Below are 19982 nucleotides of genomic sequence, written 5' to 3'. Positions count from 1 at the left end.
CCATCTCAAGGAATCAACAACACCGACCCCACCGTCCTCCCCTGCTCCACGTCCGCATGCGCCAGCGCCGCATCGGCCAGCGCGTAGGTCCGGCTCACCTCGACCTTCAGCGCACCGCTGCGCACCAGGTCGAACAGTTCGCCGCAGGCCTGGGCCCGGGTCTCGGGCGTGATGGCGTGGAAGCCGAAGCCCGGCCGGTGCAGCGCGAGGCAGCCCTTCTGCGCCAGCAGCATCAGGTCGAAGGGCGGCACCGGGCCCGAGGCGTTGCCGTAGTTCACCACGGCGCCGAAGGGGCGCATGCAGTCGAACGATGGAATGAAGGTGTCCTTGCCGACGCCGTCGAACACCGCGGCCAGGCCCTGGGGCGCGAGCTGCTTGGTGGCGGCCACGAAGTCCTCCTGGCGGTAGAGGATGGTGTGGTCGCAGCCGTACGCGCGCGCGAACTCGGCCTTGGCCTGCGAACCGACGGTGCCGATCACGGTGGCGCCCAGGTGCCGGCTCCATTGCGCGAGCAGGCTGCCGACGCCGCTCGCGGCGGCATGCACGAGGATGGTGTCGCCGGGCTGCGGCCGGTGGCAGCGGTGGATGACCACCGAGGCGGTCAGTCCCTTGAGCAACATGGCGGCGGCCTGGCGGTCGTCGATGTCGTCGGGCAGCCGCACCAGGCAATCGGCCGGCAGGTTGCGCGCCTCGGCGTAGGCGCCGGTGTCCTGGAAGAACAGGCCGCCGGTGCCGGCATAGGCCACGCGGTCGCCCGCGCGCCATTCGGTGACCTCGGCGCCCACGGCCTCCACCACGCCGGCCGCCTCGTTGCCGAGGATGACGGGGAAGCGCGGCCCGCGGCCGAGGTAGAAGCCGCCGTTGCGCACGTTGATGTCGGAGAAGTTGAGGCCGATGGCGGTGTGGCGCACGCGCACCTGGCGCGGCGCGGGCGGCGGCAGTTCGAGGTTCAGGGCTTCGAGGACCTCGGGTCCGCCGTGGCGATGGATGGCGATGGATTGCATGCCGCGAGTGTGCGCAGGAGTGCCGCGCCGCGCCCGTCCCCTCCGAGGGGACTGACACCACGGCGAGCGCGCCCGACAGTGGCGCCATGACCAAGGCCACCTTCATCTGCGCCGACGGCGCCCGCCGCGACGTCGACGTTCCCGTCGGCACCAACCTCATGCGCGCCGCCTGCGACCACGGCATCGACGAGATCGTCGGCGACTGCGGCGGCTCGCTGAGCTGCGCCACCTGCCATGTCTTCGTGGAAGACGGCCCCGCGGACGCACTGCCCGCCATGGCCTCGACCGAGGACCAGATGCTCGACTACACGGCCGCGCCGCGCCAGGCCATGAGCCGGCTCTCGTGCCAGCTCGTGATGAGCGCGGCGCTCGACGGCCTGGTGCTGCGCATCGCCAACCCGCAGGTCTGACGCCATGACCGCGAACTGGCTGCAATTGGAAGACAAGGTCTGCGTGGTCACCGGCGCGGCCGGCGGCATCGGCATCGAGATCGCGCGCGAGCTCGCGTCGGTGGGTGCCAGGGTGGCGCTGCTCGACCGCGACGAAGCGGGCGCGGCCCGCGCCGCGGCCGACATCGCGGAAAGCGGTGCGCGCGCGATCGCGCTGGGCTGCGACATCACCGACAAGGCCGACGTGGAACGCGCCGCGGCCGCGGTGGAGCGCGAGCTCGGGCGCTGCGACGTGCTGGTGAACAACGCGGCCACGATCTACGCCGCGGCGCTGATGGACATCGACATCGAGCGCTGGCACCGGCTGATGGCGGTGAACCTCGACGGCTTCCTGCTGTGCGCGCAGGCCTTCGGCCGCCAGATGATCGCCGCGGGCGGCGGCAGCATGGTGCACGTGGCCTCGATCTCGGGCCGCGTGCCGCAGCCCTACAGCGGCCCCTACAGCATCAGCAAGGCGGGCGTGAAGATGCTGTCGCAGCTGCTGGCGGTGGAGCTCGGCGAGCACCGCATCCGCAGCAACGTGGTGAGCCCGGCGATGGTGCGCACGCCGCTCACCGAAGGCATCTACACCCAGCCCGAGGTGCTCGCCAGGCGCGAGGCCATCGTGCCGGCCGGACGCATCAGCGGACCGAAGGACATCGCCGAGGTGGTGGCCTTCCTGGCCAGCCCGCGCTCGGGCTACGTGAACGGGCAGGACCTGCTGGTCGACGGCGGTCTCAGCACCGCCTGGCTGTCGCTGATTCCGCGCCCCGGCTTCGAGAAACAGGACGCGCAGGCCCGATGACCCGCGTGCGGCCCGGTGGCCTGGCGGCGTTGGCCACGGTGCACTGCTGCAGCAGCGCGATGATGCGCGTCTGCGATCCGATGCTGCCCGCGCTGGCGCAGACCTTCGGCGTCACCACCGGCCGCGCGGCGCTCACGGTGTCGGTCTACGCGGTGGCCTATGGGCTGCTGCAGCTGCTGTTCGGCCCGCTCGGCGACCGCTTCGGCAAGCGCCGCACCATCGGCTTCGCGGCGCTGGGCTGCGTGGCCGGCAACCTGCTCGCGCTGGCGGCGATGAGCCTCGAGATGCTCGTGGTGGCACGCTTCCTCGCCGGCGCCGCGGCGGCCGGCATCATCGCGCTGGTGCTGGCCTGGGTCGGCGACACCGTGCCCTACGCCGAGCGGCAGCCGGTGCTGGCGCGCTTCCTGATGCTGTCGCTGGGCGGCATGATCGCCGGGCAGTGGGTGTCGGGCGTGCTCACCGAATGGCTGGGCTGGCGCGCGGTGTTCGCGCTGCTCGCGGTGGTGTTCTGCGTCGGCGGACTCGCGATCAGCCTCAACCGCGAGGTGCGCGCCGAGCCGGTGCGCGCGCCCTCCGGTCACGGCCATGGGCACCTGCGCGACATCCTGCGCGTGCTGGCCGAACCCTGGGCGCGCTGGATGCTGCTGGTGGTGATGGCCGAGGGTGCCTTCGCCTTCTCGGGCCTGGCCTTCCTGCCGGCCTTCCTGGTGCGCGAATACGGCCTCGGGCTCTCGAGCGCGGCGGGCGTGGTGGCGCTCTACGGCGTCGGTGGCTTCTTCTATGCCTTCGCGGCGCGCCGGCTGCTGACGATATTTGGCGAAGGCGGGCTGGTGCTGGGCGGCGGCATCGCGCTGGGCCTGGGCTGGCTGGCGCTCGCGCTCGGCCGGCACTGGGCGCTGGCGCTGCCGGCCTGCCTGGTGGCGGGCCTGGGCTTCTACGCGCTGCACGGCACGCTGCAGACCCATGCCACGCAGATGGTGCCCGCGCTGCGCGGCACCGCGGTGAGCCTGTTCGCCTCCACCATGTTCCTAGGCATCGCGCTCGGCGTGGCCGTGGCCTCGGCGGCGGTGGACCGCATCGGCACGCGGCCGGTGTTCCTGGCCTGCGCGGCCGCGCTGCTGGCGATCGGCGCGGGCTTCGCGCTGAGCTTGCGGCAGCGGGCGGCGGCGAATCCGCGCCCGGCCGGCTGAAGTCGCGCGCCTGCGGTGCTTTTTTTCGGCATGCGCCGCGCGTATGCAGAATGCGTTCCCACGCAGGGGCGCCGGATCCGCCGGGCCTCATGGAAAAAAGCCAGGAGCACCCATGAAGAAATCCGAGTCGGGCACCGACCCCGCGATCTCCGCGCAGATCGACCAGAAGATCGCCGAGCTCGGCGACTGGCGCACCCAGACCCTGGGCCGCATGCGGCAACTGATCAAGGAGGCCGATCCGGAGATCGTCGAGGAACTCAAGTGGATGGGCACGCCGACCTGGTCGCACGACGGCATCGTCTGCACCGGCGAGTCGTACAAGGCGAAGGTGAAGCTGACCTTCGCCAAGGGCGCCTCGCTCGCGGATGCGGCCGGCCTGTTCAACGCGAGCCTCGAGGGCAATGCGCGGCGCGCGATCGACATCGGCGAAGGCGAGACGGTCGATGCGCAGGCCTTCAAGGCGCTGATCCAGGAAGCGGTGGCGTTCAACGTGACGAAGAAGGCGGCGAAGGCGAAGCGCCCGGCATAGTCCGCCGCGGACGAACGCTCAGTCGCCGATGCCCACCAGCTGCCGCGGATACCGCCGCGCCTCGAGCTCGTCGACCAGCGCGCAGGCGAAGTCCGCATACGAGATGCCGCTGCGGCCCTGCGCATCGCTGACCAGCGCGCCGACCGCGCAACGATAGCGGCCGCTGCGCTCGCCCGGCGCGATGCGCGCGGCGGGCGCGAGGCAGGTCCAGTCGAGCTCCGAGGCCGCGAGCAGGGCCACCGCTTCCTCGTGCGCTCGCACCTTGGGCAACAGCTCGGCCGGGAAGTCCGCCGTGTCGGCCAGCCGCCGGCCCGGCGCCACCGCGAGGCCGCCGGCACCGCCCACGGTGACGATGCGTGCAACGCCCGCCGTGCGCGCGGCCTCCAGCATCGAGGCCGTGGCGCGCACCAGCAGCTGCGCCAGCTCGGCCGGCGCGCCATAAGCGCTGACCAGCACATCCCGCCCCTGCAGCCCGCGCGCGAGCGCGGCCGCATCGAACACATCGAACTCGGCGCGCGGCAACGACCGCAGCAGGTGGCCGCGCCGCTCGGCCTCGAGCGCGACATGGCGCCCGACGCGCCCGCTGCCGCCCACCAGCGCGATCTTCAGCGGCGGCATCAGGCGATGCGGCCGAGCCCGGCGCGAAGGGTCGCGCCCGGCGCGGGTTCGAGCAGGTTGACCTCGGCGCGCTGGAACAGCGCCGTGCCATGGCGCGCACGCTGCGCCGCGAACTCGGCCTGCAGCGCGGCATCGCGGTCCAGCCGCTGGCGGCCGGCATGCCAGGCCGCGGCATCGGGCCAGGCATAGAGCAGCACGATCTTCTGCATGCCGGCGCCGGCCGCCATGTCCCACACGGCGAGCACGCGCGCGCCGGCCTCGCGCACGCGCGGCAGCCAGGTCTCGTGCAGGAAGACATTGGCGTTGGCGTTCTGCCCGGGCGCGATCTGCTGCTGCACCAGCTCGTGCAGGCCGCCCACGGGCTCCGCGGCCTCGGCCGCCGCGAGCGCCGGCCAGGCTGCGTTCGGCTTCAGGAAGAACAGGTCGTGGCGCTCCACCATCTCGTGGCCCGCGTTGGTCTCGGCGCGCACGCGCCACCACTCGGCATCGGCATAGAAGCTGGCCCACACGGCCTCGCGGTGCGCATAGTCACGGTAGGCCATCAGGTAGGCGAAGCGCGGCGCGTCGGGGCCGGCCACGGCCTGCCAGCGCGCGACGCAATCGACGCCGTGCTTCTCGAACAGGGCCGGGAAGTGGTGATTGAAGCGGTCGTGCACGTCGGCCATGCGGCCCGGTGCCACCGAGTAAAGGCGCAGCTCATGGATCATGGCCGCCACCATAGCCATGGCGCGGCGGCTGTCTGTCCCGCCGCAGGGGGGCAGGCAGCGACTATGCGCGTGCTAGTCTCGTGCGGATGGTCCCGCCCTCCCCCCTGAAAGATGCGAAGTCCGGCCATGGCGCCGACGAGACGACCGGCGCGGGCCCCGGTGCCGGTGCCGGCGACGAGGACGCGGGCGGCGTGCAGGCGGTCGACACCGCGGTGCGCGTGCTGTCCGCGCTGATCGACACCGGCGCGCCGCTGATGCTCAAGACCGTGGCCGAGCGCGCCGAGATGCAGCCGCCGAAGGCGCACCGCTACCTCGTGAGCTTCTGCCGCAACGGGCTGGCCGAGCGCGATGCCGCCAGCGGCGGCTACCGGCTCGGGCCGCTGGCGGTGCGGCTGGGCCTCGCGGCGCTGCGCCGGCTCAACGTGGTGCAGGTGGCCTCGCCCACGCTCGGCGAGCTGCGCGACGAGCTCGGCTTCACCGTCGGCCTCGCGGTCTGGGGCGCGGCCGGGCCGACCTTCGTGCGCTTCGAAGAGACCAACGACGCGCTGATCATCAGCGGCCGCCCCGGCTCGGTGATGCCGATGCTGACCTCCTCCACCGGCCGCATCTTCGGCGCCTACCTGCCGGCCTCGGTGACGGCGCCGCTGATCGACCGCGAACTCTCGGGCGTGCCGCATCCGGGCGCGACGCCGAACCCGGCCGCCGGCAGGATGACGCGCGCCGACGTCGACGCACTGTTCGAGTCGGTGCGCAAACGCAAGCTCGCGCGCATCCAGGGCGACCTCAATCCGGGGCTGCACGGCGTGTCGGCGCCGATCTTCGACCACGCGGGCGCGGTGGCCGGCGTGATCACCGTGATGGGCTCGGCCGGCCTGATCGACACCCGGCTCGACGGCCATGTGGCGACCGTGCTGTCGGCGCGCGCCGAGGACGTTTCGCGCCGCATGGGCTGGGGCTGAAACCGCCTGCCGCAGCGCAGCGGAGGGTTTCTCCTCACACAGTCAGGATTTCGATGAGCGTAATCTGATTACGGAATTTGAAACCTGCCCGGAACACAGAAGTCCGGGCAGCGAGCGCCCTCGAAGGCGCATGGCAGCCCCCCAGGAGACAACGATGATGACGGTGACGATCCAGGACCGGCCCCCGGTCGCCTCCACCTCGGAAGCGCAGCTCGCGCGCCTGGTCGACGGCATGGGCAGCGAGCGCTTCGCGCCCGCGCTCGCGAACTACCTGCATGCGCTGTGCGGCGCCGATCACTTCGCGGCCTTCCGCCTCGGCCAGGACGAGCTGCGCGAAGTGGCGGCCTGCTGCGTGCAGCCCGAGCGCACCGCGCGCGACCGCGTCGAGAGCTACGTCAAGCAGGGCCTGTGGAAGCACGACCCGGCCATGACCGAAGCCCAGCGCCGCGTCGACGGCGCGGCCGCGACCATCATCCACGTCGACTTCAGCGACCACGAATACGACGCCCTGCGCCCGCGCGTCTATCCGCACGTGCGCGACCGCATCCTGCTGTGCGGCCGCGGCACCAACGGCGCCTTCGGCCTCAGCGTGCTGCGCGCCGACCCGCACACGCCGTTCGCGCACGACGGCATCGAGCGCCTCGCGCAGGCGGCCGAGCTGCTGCTGGCGATGCTCTCGAAGCACGCCGACGTCTGCCAGAGCCGGCCCGACGTGGCGCAGGCGCTGACCACCCTCGACGAGATCGAGAACTGCATCGTGGCGACCAGCCCGCTGCCGCGCCGCGAGGCCGAGGTCTGCGCGCGCATCCTCTACGGGCTGTCGTCGGTCGGCATCGCGCTCGACCTCGCCGTGAGCGAGGAGACCGTGAAGACCTACCGCAAGCGCGCCTACCAGCGGCTGGTGATCGGCAGCGAACGCGAGCTGCTGACCTGGTATCTCGCGCGCTGGGGCCGCTGGAGCGCGGAGCGCTTCCAGACGATGGCCTCGCGCGCGCTGCACTAGAGCGCGACGTCACGCGTCCCCTGCAGCGGGACTGACCCCGGCGCCCGGCTGTGCCCCAATGAGGCCATGCCCGAGTCGCACCGATGCCGCCCCTGCTCCAACCCTCCGCCGTCCAGCTGATCCTCGAGGATCACCAGGCCCTCGCGACGGTGCTGCGGGCCCTGGGCGACAGCGTCGAGCAGGCGCGCCGCTCGGCCCGCCGGCCCGATTTCGACGAGCTGCGCGCCATGCTGTTCTACCTCGACGAGATGCCCGCGCGCATGCACCACGCGAGCGAGAGCGAGCTGCTGTTTCCGAAGATCCGCGAGCGCTGTCCGGCGCTGCGCCCGGTGCTGGCCCGGCTCGAGGCCGAGCACGAGCGCGGCGAGTCCTCGGTGCGCGAGCTCGAGCATGCGCTGACCGCCTGGGAGCTGATGGGCGAGGTGCACCGCGAATCCTTCCAGCTGCTGCTGCACACGCATGCCACCGTCTACCTTGGCCACATGGAGGTCGAGGAAAGCTATGTGCTGCCGGTAGCGGCCGACTACCTCTCGCCCGCCGACTGGCGCGAACTCGCCGAGGCGCTGGCGCGCCAGCGCGGCGACACCGATGCCGCGATGACGCAGGGCCACCGCGCGCTGTTCGCGCGCATCACGGCCCGCACCTCCTGCCCCGATCCCACGCTCCAGAAATGACCATGCAAGACATCGACGTTCCCATTCTCATCGTCGGCGGCGGAGGCTGCGGCCTCGCGGCCTCGCTGTTCCTCTCGCGCCAGGGCATCGCCAGCCTGCTGATCGAACGCCATCCGGCGCCGGGCCGGCTGCCCAAGGCGCGTTACATCAGCCAGCGCACCATGGAGCTGCTGCGCCAGTTCGAGGTGGCCGAGCGCGTCTACGAACGCTCGATGCCGCTGGCCCACATCTCTCACATCCGCTGGTGCACCACGCTGGCCGGCGACGGCGAGCTCGACCGCCGCACCTTCTACCGCATCGAATCCTTCGGCGGCGGCTCGCTCGCGCAGCACTATGCGAAGGACAGCCCCTGCGAATCCACGCTCTACCCGCAGGTGCGCATGGAGCCGCTGCTGCGCGAGCTGGCCTCGGCCGAGGCGAACGCGCAGGTGCGCTACCACCACCAGCTGCAGTCCTTCGAGCAGGACGACAACGGCGTGACCGCGCGCGTGCTCGATCGCGACAGCGGCGAGGAATACCGCGTGCGCGCGAAGTACCTGATCGGCGCCGACGGCGGCAAGACCGTGGGCCCGGCACTGGGCGCGGCGATGAGCGGCGCGACCGACCTCGCGCACATGGTCACGGTCTACTTCCGCGCCGACCTCTCGAAGTACTGGGACGACGACCACTCGATGACCACCTGGTTCGTCAACCCCGAGGGCGGCTCCTGGGCCAGCGGCGTGCTGGGCCAGCTCGGGCCCACGCGCTTCGGCCGGCATTCCGAGGAGTGGATGTTCCACTTCAGCTTCCGGCCCGACGATCCCTCGCGCTTCGAGGAGTCGTCGCTGCTGCCGCGCATGCGCGAGCTGCTCAAGATCCCCGACCTGCATCCCGACATCATCGGCATCGGCCACTGGACGGTCGAGGGCGTGCTGGTCGACCGCTACCGCTGGGGCCGCGCGCTGCTCGCGGGCGATGCCGCGCACCGCCATCCGCCGACCACCGGCCTGGGCCTGAACTCGGCGATCCAGGACGCGCACAACCTGGCCTGGAAGCTCGCGGCCGTGTTGAAGGGCGAGGCGCACGACAGCCTGCTCGACAGCTACGAGGCCGAGCGCCGCCCGGTGGCCGCGTTCAACATCCAGTGGGCGCTGATGACCTTCCAGAACCACCAGCTCACCGATGCCGGCATCGGCCTGGTGCGCGGCAACGCCGAGCTGAGCCAGGCGAACTTCCGCCGCTACTTCGCCGACGACGCCGAGGGCCGCACGCGGCGCGCGCGCCTCGCGCAGATCATGGAAGTGCAGCGCATGGAATGGCAGGCGCACGACATCGAGCTCGGCTACCACTACGAGCTCGGCGCGGTGATGCCCGACGGCACGCCCACGCCCGAGCGCGATCCGCTGGGCCAGACCTACGTGCCCACCACGCGGCCCGGCCACCGGCTGCCGCATGCCTGGCTCGAGCGCGACGGGAAGAAGATCTCCACGCTCGACCTGGTGCGCCCGGGCCGCTTCACGCTGCTGACCGGCCGCCAGGGCTCGGCCTGGGCCGATGCCGCGGCCACGCTGGCGCATGGTGCCGGCCTGCCGGTGGACATCGTCGAGATCCACGACACGGCCGCGGTGCGTGACCTCGAGGGCACCTGGCGCTGCCTGCGCGGCGTCTCGTCGGACGGCGCGATCCTGGTGCGGCCCGACCAGCACGTGGCCTGGCGCGCCATGGGCCGCGGCGACAGCGCGCACGGCCAGCTCGCGGCGGCCTTCGCGAAGATCCTGCAGCGCGATCTCGCGGCCTGACATTCCAACGAACGAGGAGACAGCCACCATGCAACGACGCACCCTGCTTTCGCTCCTGGCCACCGGCGCCCTGGCCCCCGCGGCCTTCGGCGCCGCTGCCCAAGGCAACTGGCCCAGCCAGCCGATCCGCCTGATCGTGCCCTACCCGGCCGGCGGCGGCACCGACTTCTTCGCGCGCCTGGTCGCCCCCGGCATGGGCGAGGTGCTGGGCCAGCCGGTGATCGTGGACAACCGCCCGGGCGCCTCCGGCATCATCGGCGCGACCGCCGTGGCCAAGCAGCTCGCGCCCGACGGCCACACCTTCCTGCTCGGCGACATGACCACCTACGCGGTCAACCCCGCGATGTTCGACAAGCTGTCGTACGACCCGCTCAGGGACCTGCGCACCGTGACCATGACGGCGAAGTTCGACTTCCTGTTGGTGGTCAATCCAAACACGCTGCCGGTGCGCAACCTGCAGGAACTGATCGCGCTGGCGGCGCGCACCCCAGAAGGCCTGAACTACGCCTCGCCGAGCGTGGGCACCACGCACCATCTCGCCACCGAACTGCTGGCGCGCGAGACCCGCATGAAGCTGGTGGCCATCACCTACAAGGGCGGCGGCCCCGCGGTGCAGGACCTGCTGGGCGGCCAGGTGGGTTTGATGTTCCTCGACCGCGCCACCGCGCGGCCGCACATCGAGTCGGGCCGGCTGCGCCCGATCGCCGCCGCCGGCGCCAAGCGCATCGCGGCCTATCCCGAGGTGCCGACCGTGGCCGAGCAGGGCGTGAAGGGTTTCGAGGTCGAGGGCTGGCAGGGCTTCACCGTGCGCACCGGCACGCCCGACGCCGTGGTGCAGGCGCTGCAGGCGGCCTATCTCAAAGCCATCGCGCCGGCCGAGATCCGGCGCAAGCTCGGCGAGGCGGGCATCGACCCGGTGGGCGGCACGCCCGAGCAGTTCACCCAGTACATCCAGTCCGAGACCGCCAAGTGGGGCCGCGTGGTGCGCGAGCGCGGCATCAAGGCCGAATGACGGCTACTTGAGGCAGGTCTTGGTGAAGACGCCGTCGTGCGCGGCCGTGGCCTCGCAGGCCGGCGCGGCGGTCTGGATGACCGTGGCGCCGGCGGCATCGTCCTTCTCCACCGCCCACGCCATGGGCGCGAGGATCGCGAGGAAGAACGATCCCAACAGGGCAGCACCGGCTGCCAGCGATCCTATTTTTTTCGTCATGTGCGGCTCCTGGTGCTTGCCGGGCAACAGGCCCGGCGCATGGGGACCGATGGTGGGGGCCGGGCGGGTGGGAACCCGTCAGTGCCGGAGCACGGCACTTGTAGGCGGGCGCTTATTTCAGTAATGGCAGAGCAGGCCGGTGCAATCGTAGGCGGTAGTGAAAACAAGATTGCTCCGAGTCTCCTCCACGCCAATGTTGCTGGGAAACGCGCCCTTGCTTCCCTCCTCGTTCAACAGGGCAACGAATGCCTTCTGGTATTCGGGATCGCTCAAACCGATCGCCGCGCCACCCTTCAGATCCAGCTTCGTCAGGTGATGCTTGAACACCGTCTTCTGAGCCGTGTCTTGAACGTACAAGCTCTCCGTCGTCGCGGTGGGAATGTCCGTCAAGAAGATCTTGCCGTCAGCGCCTAGCCGGTTTCCCTGGGAAACGCGCTCCTCATAGGTCTTTGCAACGGGGTTCAATGTGAAGGAACAGCGAGCAGTCGTCGGTTGTTCGCGCACGACCCGTGCACGTATCTGTGGCGTGCCACCTGTCGTATCGATCCCGACCTCGACATTGCAATATCCATCGCTTCCCATCTTGTTCAAGGACGCCAGGAATTCCGGCTTGTCCGAGTCCTTCATCGGAAATGCACCTGCATCGGCGTATTCGTACTTGATGTTCGCCGCGGTGTCCTTGCTGAAGAGGACACGGCCCGCTCCGGGCTCAAGAAGGAGCCTTGCCATCGAGTTGAGCTTGTAGCCTTCTGCACCGAGGGCCTGCAGCCTGGAAAGGTCCACGGCGTCGGATGCGGGAGCCAGGCGATGAACATATTCGGTTTTTTCTACACCCCAATACACCCCTCGGAGCGCCCCGCCCGCGCTGGAAATCGGAAGCAGATAGAAAAGTCTCTGCCCCGAAAACTTGGGAGTCTGGAGCTCCGTCAAAAGCGGATCCAGGCCGGCGAGCCCGGCATCTCCCAACGCAAAGGTGTAGCGCGTCGTCGCCATGGGAGGCTTCGGCGGATCGACCGGCGTCTCCGCCTGTGGCGTATCCGAGCCCGACGTGGGTGGCGTCGTCACGGGCAGTACGGGAAACCCTCCACCGCCGCCTCCTCCACCTCCACACGCAGAAATCGACAGGGCAAGACAAACCGAAAGGGCGACCCGCCCTTTTCCATTCTTCGACATTGGAGCTCCTCAGGTTCTTATATGCGCTGACATTCGTCATCAGCTTCAAGGGGTGTGACCCCCTCGACATCATCTCAGAGTCGTTCCTGCCGTTTTCCGCTCAGTGGCGTGCTCGCAACGATCCAAGCTCGGACGCGGCAGGCAGCAGGATCTTGCTTTCCTGCGCCACGAAGAAGTCGATGAGTACGATCGCCGCGCCCACCGTTGCCGCGATGATCGGTGCGGTGATCGTGTCGCGCGTGATCACCGATCCGAAGCGCTCCGATGAAGTGCTGGCTGTCGCCAAGCGAGAGTTGCTGGCGCTGCCAGGCGCCAAGGAAGACCAGGCCGTCGCCTCGCAGGCCGGTGCGGCGGTCTGAAATGGGCGGGCGCTGTGTTCAGGACTGCAGGGCCGCCCCCGCCGCCGCGCGAATCCGCTCGGCCGACTGGCGTGCGCGACGCATGATGGCCGGAGTGTCGTAGGCCACCAGACGGCCGCCGCGCTTGACGATGCGGCCGTCGACCATCACGGTCTCGACGTTGGCGGCGCTGCCGCTCTGCACGATCGCGGTCTCGGTGTTGCCCACCGGGCCGATGTTGAGGTCATCGGTGCGCACCAGGATGATGTCGGCACGCTTGCCCTCGACGATCGAGCCCGTGACATTGCCGAGCCCCAGCGCGATGGCGCCGTTGATCGTCGCCATCTCGATCACCTCGTGCACGCCCACCGGCTTCGCGCCCGCGCTCGGCGTGCCGGCCCAGGGCACGCCGAGGTTCCATGTGAAGCGCATCGCCTCGAACATGTCGGGCGGCGCGATCGAGGTGGCGTCGCTCGACAGCGAGACCGCGAGGCCCGCCGCGCGCATCGCGAACAGCGCGGCGCGCGCGTCGCCGGTACCGCTCAGGCGCAGCTCGGAATGGGTGGCGAAGCTCAGCGGCGTCCTGGTGCGCGCCAGCGCCGCGAGGTCGGCCGGGCTCGCGGGCACGTAGTGGGCGATCATGAAATCGGGCCCGAGGTAGCCGCGCCGCTCGTAGTCGAGCGCATCGACGTTGTTGGGCGCCTCCTGCGGCGCATGGATCGCGACCGGCAGCCCGCTGGCCTTGGCGAACTTCATCTCCTCGTGGAAGACGGCCTCGGTGCTCTGCTGCGGGCCGCGCAGGTTCAGACCCAGGTGCACCAGGCCGGCCAGCGGCGAGCGTTCGGAGAACCAGTCGCGCCGCACGCGCGCCAGGTCCTCGTAGCGGTTGAGTTCATCGGCCGGCATCTGGTCGACGTGGCCGTAGGAATAGCGTGCGCGCAGCAGCGACTGCCGGTGCGCGCGCAGCTCGGCGTCGGCATGGGCCGGCGAGCGCGTGTTGTGCGACCAGTTGTGCACGGTGGTGGTCCCGCCATGGGCCAGCTCGGCGCAGCCCAGCAGCACGCTGTTGTAGAAGTCCTCGGGCGTGTAGAGCGTGGAGGTCGCGCCCTTGGCCGGGTAGTAGGAGAAGCCGTCGCGCGCCGTGAAGCTGCGGCCGATCGCGCTCCACAGGTGGTAGTGGGAATTGACGAAGCCCGGCATCACGATGCGGTCGGTGGCGTCGATCACCTCGACGCCCGGCGCGCGCAGGCCGCGGCCCACCTTCTCGATGGTGCCGTCGCGCACCAGCACATCGGCGCGCGGCAGGGTGCCGGTGGCGCGGTCGACCGTGATCACCGCGCCGTTGCGGATCAGGTAGCTGCCGCGGCTGGCCCGGGCCGGAGTGGCGAGCGCTGGCGCGCCGGTGGCGGCCACCGCCAGGGCGCCGGCCAGGCGGATGAAGTCTCTCTTGCTGGTTTGCATGGGCTGTCCCGGTGAGGAAGTGAGGAAAAGGATCGCGCGCCTCAGCGCGCGTTGAGAAAGAAGGCCCCGGTCATCGCGAGCCCCGTCAACACCACGAACCCACGCACCAGCTCCGGCCGCAGCCGCCGCGCGGCCGTGCCGCCCGCATAGCCGCCGGCCGTGGCGCCGAGCGCCATCCACAGCGCGTGGGTCCAGACGATCGCGCCGCTGGCCGCGTAGATCGCGACCGCCATCAGCGTGAGGATGGCCGAGACGAAGTTCTTGATGCCGTTCATGCGGCCCATGTCCGCATGCCCGAGCGCGCCGAGCACCGCGAGCAGCAGGATGCCGAGGCCGCCGTTGAAGTAGCCGCCGTAGACCGCGACCGCCACGATGCCCAGGTCGGCGAGCCAGGCGCGCCCCGGCGTGGCGGCCGCGGTCCGCCGACGCACCAGCGCAGGCCCGATCGCGAACAGCAGCGTCGCGGCCAGCAGCAGCCAGGGCACGATGCGGCCGAAGGCCTGGTTCGAGGTCGACAGCAGCAGCGCCGCACCCGCCGCGCCGCCGAGCACCGAGAGCACGCCCAGCCGAAGCAGCGAGGGCGACATCGGCCCCGCGAGCTCGCGCCGCAGCGCCCAGGCCCCGGCCAGGTAGCCCGGCAACAGCGCCGCGGTGCCGGTGGCATTGGCCGACACCAGCGGCACGCCGACCAGCGCCAGCGCCGGCAAGGTGAGGAAGCTGCCGCCACCCGCCACGGCGTTGAGCGCGCCGGCCAGCGCCGCGGCGCCGCCGAGCAGCGCCCATTCGAACACCGTGGTCACGGCTTGCGCGCCGGCAGCGACATGCGGTCGGTGCGCAGCAACGCCGTCAGCACCACGCCCAGCGCCGCCAGCAGCGTGATCTGCAGCAACCCGGCCGAGCCCCAGCCCAGGCGCGCGGCGATGGCGCCGATGATGTAGCCCGCGAAGGCACCGGCGCCGTAGAGCGTGGTGACGAACACGCCGGTGGCGCGGTTGGTGAGCGCGGCGCGCACGGCCTTGATGTGGTAGCCGGCCAGGTTCACGTAGAGCACGCCGCTGACCACCAGGCCCCAGGCGAAGGACAGCGCGGACTGCACCCAGATGCCGGTGGGGCCCGAGAACAGCAGGAAGCCCAGCAGCCCGGTGCCGACGAAGCTCAGCGACAGCACCAGCTTGGGATGGAAGCGGTCGCCGAGCCAGCCGCCGAAGATGGAGGCGAACACGCCGAAGCCGAAGATGCTCATGACGCGGCCGGTGTCGGCCGGCGTGTAGTGCAGGTGCTCGCGCAGGAAGGTCGGGTACATGCCGAGGTAGCCGTAGATGCACAGGCCGCCGATCACGCTCATCGCGGTCAGCAGCACGGTGTTGCGGTTCCACATGCGCTCGGCGCCGCGCTGGTCGGCGCGCGTGTCGGCCGCGGCCACGTTCTCGGTCATGCGCCGGCCCACGGTGAGCGCGATCAGCGCCATGGCCGCGAAGCCCGCCACACCGAACACCACCAGCGGCAGCCGCCAGTCGCGCTCGGCGCCGATCAGGTGGCCGCCGAGCAGCGGTCCGACGATCGCGCCGATGCCGAACGAGAAGTTGATCGCGCCCACGGCCGTGGCGCGGTAGCGCGCGAAATGGCTGGCCGCGATCGCGATCACCACCGTGAGCTGCATCGCCTCGCCGATGCCGGTGGCCGCGCGGTAGGCGATCATGTCGGCGAAGCCGTGCGAGTAGGCCGTGAGCAGCGTGCCCAGCGAGAAGATGGCGATGCCGATCTGCAGCACGGTCTTGCGCGACAGCCGCGCCAGCAGGTAGCCGGTGGGCACGCCGGCCACCGCCATGCCGAGCGTGAAGATGGTCGACAGCAGGCCGGTGTCGGCCAGCCCGAAGCCGAACTCGCGGCGCACGTCGGCCGCGATCAGCGGAAAGATCTGCCGGTCCATCGCATTGAGCGCGTAGGACGCGAGCAGCACCAGGAACATGGCGATCTCGAGGCCGCTGATGGGCGCCTCGCGGCGCGCGTCGCCGGCCAGCGGCAGGGCCGAGGTGGTGGAATGCACGGTCTGTCTCCTTCTCGCCGGGGCGAGACTCTTGTTCTGGGAAAGGGAGCCCCGGCGCCGCGCGCCGAGGGCAAGTCTCAAGCGGCGTTGCGCGTCGCGAGATGCCAGTCGAGGATCTGCTCGCCGGTGAAGAAGCCGACGTCCTCGCGCTCGCGGATGTGCGCCAGCGCCTCGCGGAAATAGCGCAGCCGGTGCGGCGCGCCCATGATGTACGGATGCACCACCAGCGCCATCACGCGCGCCGAATCCCTGGCGTCGGCGTAGAGCTGCTCGAACTGGTCGATGGCGCGGTCGCGGTACTCGCTGGCCTTGTGGTGCTGGATCAGCATCATCGCCACGTCGTTGCATTCCTGCGTGTAGGGCACGTTGACGATGTGGCCGCCGTTGCGCGTCTTCAGCTCCACCGGCTGGTCGTCGAGCACCCAGTCGCAGACGTACTCGTAGCCCTGCTCGGCCAGGATGTCGGGCGTGTGCCAGGTCTCGGTGAGGCCCGGGCCGAGCCAGCCGCGCGGCCGCTTGCCGGTGTAGGCGCGGATCGCCTCGGTGGTTTTGGCGATGTCCTCGGCCTCGTCGGGCACCTTCTGCATGTTGCGCTGGCCGAAGCCGTGGCCGATGAACTCCCAATCGCGCGCCTTCGCCGCCCGGGCGATCGGCTCGTAGGCCCCGATGGCCGAGCCGTTGATGGCGAGCGTGGCGGGAATGCCGAGCGCGTCGATCGCCTCGAGCATGCGCCAGAAGCCGACGCGGTTGCCGTACTCGTGCCAGGCCCAGTTCGGGATGTCGGGCATGGGCGAGCCGCCGGCCGGCGGCGTCAGCACGGTGCGCGGCATGGTCTCGTCGATGTTCCATTCCTCGACGTTGACGATGACCCAGACGGCGAGCCGCTTGCCGCCGGGCAGCCGGCGGGCAGGACGGTCGGCGATGGCCGAATAGGCGATGCGTTCGAGCGGTTTCATGCGGTGTCTCCTTGGCCTTGTGCGTTCAGACGATCTCGACCTGCAGCGGCGCGAGCCCCTCGATGCGGCCCGTGAGCCGGTCGCCGCGCTGCACCGGGCCCACGCCCTCGGGCGTGCCGGTGAAGATCAGGTCGCCGGGCAGCAGGCGGTACTGCTTCGACAGCTCGCTGACGATCTCGTGCACGTTCCAGATCATCTTCTCGAGCACCGAATCCTGCCGCACGCTGCCGTTGACCGCGAGGTTCAGCGCGCCCGAGCGGATGTGGCCGACGCGCGCCACCGGGTGGATCGGGCCGCAGGGCGCCGAATGGTCGAAGGACTTGCCCTGCTCCCACGGCAGGCCGCGCTTGTTGCACTCGCGCTGGCGATCGCGGCGCGTCATGTCGAGGCCGGCCGCGTAGCCGAACACATGGTCGAGCGCGGTGTCGGGCGAGACGTTCGATGCCTCGCTGCCGATCGCCACCACCAGCTCGAACTCGAACTGGAAGTCCTCGGTCAGCGCCGGATAGGGCACGCGGCCATCGGTCACCACCGCATCGGCCGGCTTCTGGAAGAAAAACGGCGGATCGCGCTCGTCGCCCTCCTTCATCTCGCGGATGTGGGCCAGGTAGTTGCGGCCCACGCAGTAGACGCGGCGCACGGGGAACTGCCGGTCGCTGCCGACGATGTCGATGGAGATGGGGGCGACCTGGAGGGCGTCGGCGGCGCCGGGCGCTGGGCTGGGGGACATTGCGGTTTGTCTCTCTGGAAGGTTGTGGAAGGAGTGGCTAGAGTCTAGGAACGAGGCCCTTCGGCCTCAACGCACAGGCTTGCGCAAAGATATGCAATCCTTGCGATTCCTCGTGCCAGGCCCGCCATGCAACCAGCGCCCTCCCTCATCGACCCGCCCCTGCCGCGCTCCGGTGCCGCACGCCCCGCCATCGGCAACTACACCATGGCCACGCGGGCACAGCGCGCCTACTTCGGCATCCACGACCAGACCAACATCCTGCCGAACCCGGTGCCGCACCGGCACGAGTACTTCCAGATCTACGTCAACACGCGCGGCGAGACCACGCACTACATCGGCGGCGGCCAGCGCCCGATCGGTCCGGGCACGGTGAGCTTCGTGCTGCCCTTCCTGGTCCACTACATCCCGAACGCGCCCGACGGCGTGTTCCACATCATCAACATCAGCAAGGACTACCTGCTGCCCTCGCTCGACCTCGACGTGTTCGAACTGTCGGAGGTGCCGCTGGCGCGCGCGCCCGAGCTCGCGCCGTTCCGCTTCCAGCACTGCCTGGACTTCCGCTTCGACGCGGCCGAGACCGAAGCGCTGCAGGCGCTGTGCGAGCGCATGACGCAGGAGGCGCAGCGGCCCTCGGGCGAGGACACGGCCAGCCACCTGCTGATCCGCGGCCACCTGCTCAACCTGATCGGCATGGTGTGGCGGCGCTACGGCGAGGACTTCCGCCATTGCGAGGCCCAGGGCCTGGTGCTGCAGTCGTACAAGCAGGCGGTGCTGCGCTGCATCCGCTACATCACGCAGAACCTGGCGCAGGAACTGACCCTGGGCGACGCGGCGCAGGCCAGCCACGTGTCGGCCACCCACCTGGCGCACCTGCTCAAGAGCGAGACCGGCAAGACCTTCCTCGAGATCGTGACCGAACGGCGCATCGACCGCGCCAAGACGCTGCTGGTCTTCACCTCGACCTCGGCGGCCGAGATCGGCGAGAGCACGGGCTTCGCCGAACCGGCCCACTTCGCGCGCCGGTTCCGGCAGGTGGTGGGCACCACGCCCTCGGCCTACCGGCGCCAGTACCAGGGCGTGGGCGCGCGGACCTGGATCGAATAGCGGCGCCGCTTCGATGGACTCCCTGATCGCCGCCGCCGCGCGCGCGCTGGCCGCGGGCGATGCGCTCGGCGCGCTCAAGCGGGTCGCGCTGCGCGACGATCCGCCGGCGCTGGCGCTGCGCGGCATCGCCATGGCCCAGCTCGGCGACCATGCGCGCGCCCGCGAACTGCTGCGGCGCGCCGCGCGTGGTTTCGGCGCTCACGAGGCGCTGGCACGCGCGCGCTGCGTGGTCGCCGAGGCCGAGGTGGCGCTGGCGATGCGCGACCTCGGCGGCTCGCCGCGCGCGCTGCTGGCGGCGGCCGCCACGCTCGAGGCGCATGCCGATCCCGCCAACGCGCTGCAGGCCTGGCTGATCGCGGCGCGGCGATCGCTGCTGCTCGGCCGGCTCGACGAGGCGCGCGACGCGCTGGACCATCTCGACGGCCAGGGCCTGCCGGCTTCGCTCGCGGCCGTGGCCGAGCTCGCCACCGCCGAGCTGGCGCTGCGTTCCCTGCGCACCGCACCCGCGCGCGAAGCCCTGGCCCGTGCGCGCATCGCCGCCGAGCATGCGGGCGTGCCGGCCCTGCTGGCCGAGGTGGTCGACACGCGCGCCGCGCTCGACCGGCCCGCCGCGCGGCAACGCTTTGCCGGTGGCGAACGGATGCTGCAGCTCGACGAGGTCGAGGCGCTGCTCGACTCGGGCACGCTGGTGGTCGATGCCTGCCGCCGCGCCGTGGGCGCGGGCACGACGTGGCGCGCGCTGGCGCGCCGGCCGGTGCTGTTCGCGCTCGCCCTCGCGCTGGCCGAGGCCTGGCCCGGCGACGTCGATCGCGAAGCCTTGATCGCGCAGGTGTTCCGCACGCGCGACCCCGACGAGACCCACCGCGCGCGTCTGCGCGTCGAGATCGGCCGGCTGCGCGCGCTCGTCAAGCCGCTGGCGCGCATCGAGGCCAGCGCGCGCGGCTTCGTGCTGCGGCCGCACGACGAGCGGCCCGTCTCGGTGCTGGCGCCGCCGATCGCCGGCGAGCAAGCCGCGCTGCTCGCGCTGCTGTCCGACGGCGCCGCCTGGTCGACCTCGGCGCTGGCACTCGCGCTCGACGCCAGCCAGCGCACCGTGCAGCGCGCGCTGGCCGATCTCGAGGCCGAGGGCCGCGTGCGCGCCATCGGCCAGACCCGCGCGCGCCGCTGGCTGGCGCCGCCGCTGGCCGGTTTCACGACGATCTTGTTACTCCCCTCCACGCTCGCGATTGCATAGAGTTGTCTCCAAGGCGCCGATGTCCGGTGCCCTC

Annotated in this window: 22 protein-coding genes; 12 read left to right on the top strand and 10 right to left on the bottom strand. The window is 71.0% G+C overall.

Annotated features, from left to right (window positions below):
- Positions 1 to 5: 5 nt before the first annotated feature.
- A complete protein-coding gene (locus BM109_RS22025) occupies positions 6 to 1004 on the bottom strand; it encodes a quinone oxidoreductase family protein (RefSeq protein WP_093347081.1) in 999 nt (332 codons plus the stop codon).
- A gap of 86 nt (positions 1005 to 1090) precedes the next feature.
- Between BM109_RS22025 and BM109_RS22020 the strand changes: the two genes are divergently transcribed.
- From BM109_RS22020 to BM109_RS22005, 4 genes are all read left to right on the top strand, one after another.
- A complete protein-coding gene (locus tag BM109_RS22020) occupies positions 1091 to 1414 on the top strand; it encodes a 2Fe-2S iron-sulfur cluster-binding protein (protein ID WP_093347077.1) in 324 nt (107 codons plus the stop codon).
- A 4-nt stretch (positions 1415 to 1418) separates the two neighbouring features.
- On the top strand, positions 1419 to 2237 hold the full coding sequence (locus BM109_RS22015) for an SDR family NAD(P)-dependent oxidoreductase (protein WP_093347073.1): 819 nt from the start codon (positions 1419 to 1421) through the stop codon (positions 2235 to 2237).
- The gene (locus BM109_RS22010) at positions 2234 to 3427 is read left to right on the top strand and encodes an MFS transporter (RefSeq protein WP_093347070.1); all 1194 of its coding nucleotides are present in this window, start codon (positions 2234 to 2236) and stop codon (positions 3425 to 3427) included. The genes BM109_RS22015 and BM109_RS22010 overlap by 4 nt, the downstream gene beginning before the upstream one ends.
- Positions 3428 to 3539: 112 nt before the next feature.
- Positions 3540 to 3956, top strand: a complete 417-nt coding sequence (locus tag BM109_RS22005; protein WP_093347067.1) for a DUF1801 domain-containing protein — start codon at positions 3540 to 3542, stop codon at positions 3954 to 3956.
- Between the two features lie 18 nt (positions 3957 to 3974).
- Here BM109_RS22005 and BM109_RS22000 read toward each other — a convergent pair whose 3' ends face one another.
- Positions 3975 to 4574 carry an NAD(P)-dependent oxidoreductase gene (locus BM109_RS22000; protein WP_093347064.1) on the bottom strand — a complete coding sequence of 200 codons (600 nt, stop codon included), beginning with the start codon at positions 4572 to 4574 and terminating at the stop codon, positions 3975 to 3977.
- Positions 4574 to 5281, bottom strand: a complete 708-nt coding sequence (locus BM109_RS21995; protein ID WP_177239429.1) for an NIPSNAP family protein — start codon at positions 5279 to 5281, stop codon at positions 4574 to 4576. Before BM109_RS21995 ends, BM109_RS22000 begins: the two co-directional genes overlap by 1 nt.
- Before the next feature lie 86 nt (positions 5282 to 5367).
- Between BM109_RS21995 and BM109_RS21990 the strand changes: the two genes are divergently transcribed.
- The 5 genes from BM109_RS21990 to BM109_RS21970 all read left to right on the top strand — a co-directional run bounded on the left by BM109_RS21990 (position 5368) and on the right by BM109_RS21970 (position 10707).
- Positions 5368 to 6240 (top strand): IclR family transcriptional regulator, encoded by an 873-nt coding sequence (locus BM109_RS21990; protein WP_093347060.1) that lies wholly within the window; start codon positions 5368 to 5370, stop codon positions 6238 to 6240.
- A gap of 154 nt (positions 6241 to 6394) precedes the next feature.
- On the top strand, positions 6395 to 7243 hold the full coding sequence (locus BM109_RS21985; RefSeq protein WP_093347057.1) for a helix-turn-helix transcriptional regulator: 849 nt from the start codon (positions 6395 to 6397) through the stop codon (positions 7241 to 7243).
- Between the two features lie 83 nt (positions 7244 to 7326).
- Positions 7327 to 7917: a hemerythrin domain-containing protein gene (locus BM109_RS21980; protein WP_093347053.1), complete on the top strand. Its 591-nt coding sequence runs from the start codon at positions 7327 to 7329 to the stop codon at positions 7915 to 7917.
- Entirely contained in the window at positions 7914 to 9695 is a 1782-nt protein-coding gene (locus BM109_RS21975) for an FAD-dependent monooxygenase (RefSeq protein ID WP_218159406.1), read from the top strand. The genes BM109_RS21980 and BM109_RS21975 overlap by 4 nt, the downstream gene beginning before the upstream one ends.
- 28 nt (positions 9696 to 9723) lie before the next feature.
- Entirely contained in the window at positions 9724 to 10707 is a 984-nt protein-coding gene (locus BM109_RS21970) for a Bug family tripartite tricarboxylate transporter substrate binding protein (RefSeq protein ID WP_093347050.1), read from the top strand.
- 3 nt (positions 10708 to 10710) lie between these two features.
- Here BM109_RS21970 and BM109_RS40865 read toward each other — a convergent pair whose 3' ends face one another.
- The gene (locus BM109_RS40865; protein WP_143129235.1) at positions 10711 to 10905 is read right to left on the bottom strand and encodes a hypothetical protein; all 195 of its coding nucleotides are present in this window, start codon (positions 10903 to 10905) and stop codon (positions 10711 to 10713) included.
- 117 nt (positions 10906 to 11022) lie between these two features.
- Positions 11023 to 12078: a hypothetical protein gene (locus tag BM109_RS21965; RefSeq protein ID WP_143129234.1), complete on the bottom strand. Its 1056-nt coding sequence runs from the start codon at positions 12076 to 12078 to the stop codon at positions 11023 to 11025.
- Here BM109_RS21965 and BM109_RS41275 point away from each other — a divergent pair.
- Complete coding sequence (locus BM109_RS41275; protein WP_093347044.1) at positions 12078 to 12437, top strand: hypothetical protein; 360 nt, start codon at positions 12078 to 12080, stop codon at positions 12435 to 12437. The genes BM109_RS21965 and BM109_RS41275 overlap by 1 nt on opposite strands.
- 18 nt (positions 12438 to 12455) lie before the next feature.
- Here the strand turns inward: BM109_RS41275 and BM109_RS21955 are convergent, their stop codons facing one another.
- From BM109_RS21955 to BM109_RS21935, 5 genes are all read right to left on the bottom strand, one after another.
- Entirely contained in the window at positions 12456 to 13877 is a 1422-nt protein-coding gene (locus tag BM109_RS21955) for an amidohydrolase family protein (RefSeq protein ID WP_093347042.1), read from the bottom strand.
- Positions 13878 to 13918: 41 nt separating this feature from the next.
- The gene (locus BM109_RS21950) at positions 13919 to 14668 is read right to left on the bottom strand and encodes a sulfite exporter TauE/SafE family protein (RefSeq protein WP_093347306.1); all 750 of its coding nucleotides are present in this window, start codon (positions 14666 to 14668) and stop codon (positions 13919 to 13921) included.
- Positions 14669 to 14673: 5 nt separating this feature from the next.
- Positions 14674 to 15924 carry an MFS transporter gene (locus tag BM109_RS21945; protein WP_093347039.1) on the bottom strand — a complete coding sequence of 417 codons (1251 nt, stop codon included), beginning with the start codon at positions 15922 to 15924 and terminating at the stop codon, positions 14674 to 14676.
- A 77-nt stretch (positions 15925 to 16001) separates the two neighbouring features.
- Positions 16002 to 16880, bottom strand: coding sequence for a polysaccharide deacetylase family protein (locus tag BM109_RS21940; RefSeq protein WP_093347036.1), 879 nt, complete (start codon positions 16878 to 16880; stop codon positions 16002 to 16004).
- Positions 16881 to 16905: 25 nt separating this feature from the next.
- The gene (locus tag BM109_RS21935; RefSeq protein WP_177239428.1) at positions 16906 to 17610 is read right to left on the bottom strand and encodes a fumarylacetoacetate hydrolase family protein; all 705 of its coding nucleotides are present in this window, start codon (positions 17608 to 17610) and stop codon (positions 16906 to 16908) included.
- A 126-nt stretch (positions 17611 to 17736) separates the two neighbouring features.
- Here BM109_RS21935 and BM109_RS21930 point away from each other — a divergent pair, with 126 nt between their 5' ends.
- Both BM109_RS21930 and BM109_RS21925 read left to right on the top strand, forming a co-directional pair.
- Complete coding sequence (locus tag BM109_RS21930; protein WP_256222706.1) at positions 17737 to 18714, top strand: AraC family transcriptional regulator; 978 nt, start codon at positions 17737 to 17739, stop codon at positions 18712 to 18714.
- 13 nt (positions 18715 to 18727) lie between these two features.
- Complete coding sequence (locus BM109_RS21925; RefSeq protein ID WP_093347033.1) at positions 18728 to 19948, top strand: helix-turn-helix domain-containing protein; 1221 nt, start codon at positions 18728 to 18730, stop codon at positions 19946 to 19948.
- The last annotated feature ends 34 nt before the right edge of the window (positions 19949 to 19982 follow it).

The sequence above is a fragment of the Variovorax sp. PDC80 genome, assembly GCF_900115375.1.
Lineage (GTDB): Bacteria > Pseudomonadota > Gammaproteobacteria > Burkholderiales > Burkholderiaceae_C > Variovorax.
This window is presented reverse-complemented; position numbering and strand designations above follow the sequence as displayed.

Excerpts from the sequence above, each read along its gene's own strand:
- BM109_RS22025 (WP_093347081.1), bottom strand. The coding sequence starts at position 1,004 with ATGCAATCCATCGCCATCCATCGCCACGGCGGACCCGAGGTCCTCGAA.
- BM109_RS22020 (WP_093347077.1), top strand. The coding sequence starts at position 1,091 with ATGACCAAGGCCACCTTCATCTGCGCCGACGGCGCCCGCCGCGACGTC.
- BM109_RS22015 (WP_093347073.1), top strand. The coding sequence starts at position 1,419 with ATGACCGCGAACTGGCTGCAATTGGAAGACAAGGTCTGCGTGGTCACC.
- BM109_RS22010 (WP_093347070.1), top strand. The coding sequence starts at position 2,234 with ATGACCCGCGTGCGGCCCGGTGGCCTGGCGGCGTTGGCCACGGTGCAC.
- BM109_RS22005 (WP_093347067.1), top strand. The coding sequence starts at position 3,540 with ATGAAGAAATCCGAGTCGGGCACCGACCCCGCGATCTCCGCGCAGATC.
- BM109_RS22000 (WP_093347064.1), bottom strand. The coding sequence starts at position 4,574 with ATGCCGCCGCTGAAGATCGCGCTGGTGGGCGGCAGCGGGCGCGTCGGG.
- BM109_RS21995 (WP_177239429.1), bottom strand. The coding sequence starts at position 5,281 with ATGATCCATGAGCTGCGCCTTTACTCGGTGGCACCGGGCCGCATGGCC.
- BM109_RS21990 (WP_093347060.1), top strand. The coding sequence starts at position 5,368 with ATGGTCCCGCCCTCCCCCCTGAAAGATGCGAAGTCCGGCCATGGCGCC.
- BM109_RS21985 (WP_093347057.1), top strand. The coding sequence starts at position 6,395 with ATGATGACGGTGACGATCCAGGACCGGCCCCCGGTCGCCTCCACCTCG.
- BM109_RS21980 (WP_093347053.1), top strand. The coding sequence starts at position 7,327 with ATGCCGCCCCTGCTCCAACCCTCCGCCGTCCAGCTGATCCTCGAGGAT.
- BM109_RS21975 (WP_218159406.1), top strand. The coding sequence starts at position 7,914 with ATGACCATGCAAGACATCGACGTTCCCATTCTCATCGTCGGCGGCGGA.
- BM109_RS21970 (WP_093347050.1), top strand. The coding sequence starts at position 9,724 with ATGCAACGACGCACCCTGCTTTCGCTCCTGGCCACCGGCGCCCTGGCC.
- BM109_RS40865 (WP_143129235.1), bottom strand. The coding sequence starts at position 10,905 with ATGACGAAAAAAATAGGATCGCTGGCAGCCGGTGCTGCCCTGTTGGGA.
- BM109_RS21965 (WP_143129234.1), bottom strand. The coding sequence starts at position 12,078 with ATGTCGAAGAATGGAAAAGGGCGGGTCGCCCTTTCGGTTTGTCTTGCC.
- BM109_RS21955 (WP_093347042.1), bottom strand. The coding sequence starts at position 13,877 with ATGCAAACCAGCAAGAGAGACTTCATCCGCCTGGCCGGCGCCCTGGCG.
- BM109_RS21940 (WP_093347036.1), bottom strand. The coding sequence starts at position 16,880 with ATGAAACCGCTCGAACGCATCGCCTATTCGGCCATCGCCGACCGTCCT.
- BM109_RS21935 (WP_177239428.1), bottom strand. The coding sequence starts at position 17,610 with ATGTCCCCCAGCCCAGCGCCCGGCGCCGCCGACGCCCTCCAGGTCGCC.
- BM109_RS21930 (WP_256222706.1), top strand. The coding sequence starts at position 17,737 with ATGCAACCAGCGCCCTCCCTCATCGACCCGCCCCTGCCGCGCTCCGGT.
- BM109_RS21925 (WP_093347033.1), top strand. The coding sequence starts at position 18,728 with ATGGACTCCCTGATCGCCGCCGCCGCGCGCGCGCTGGCCGCGGGCGAT.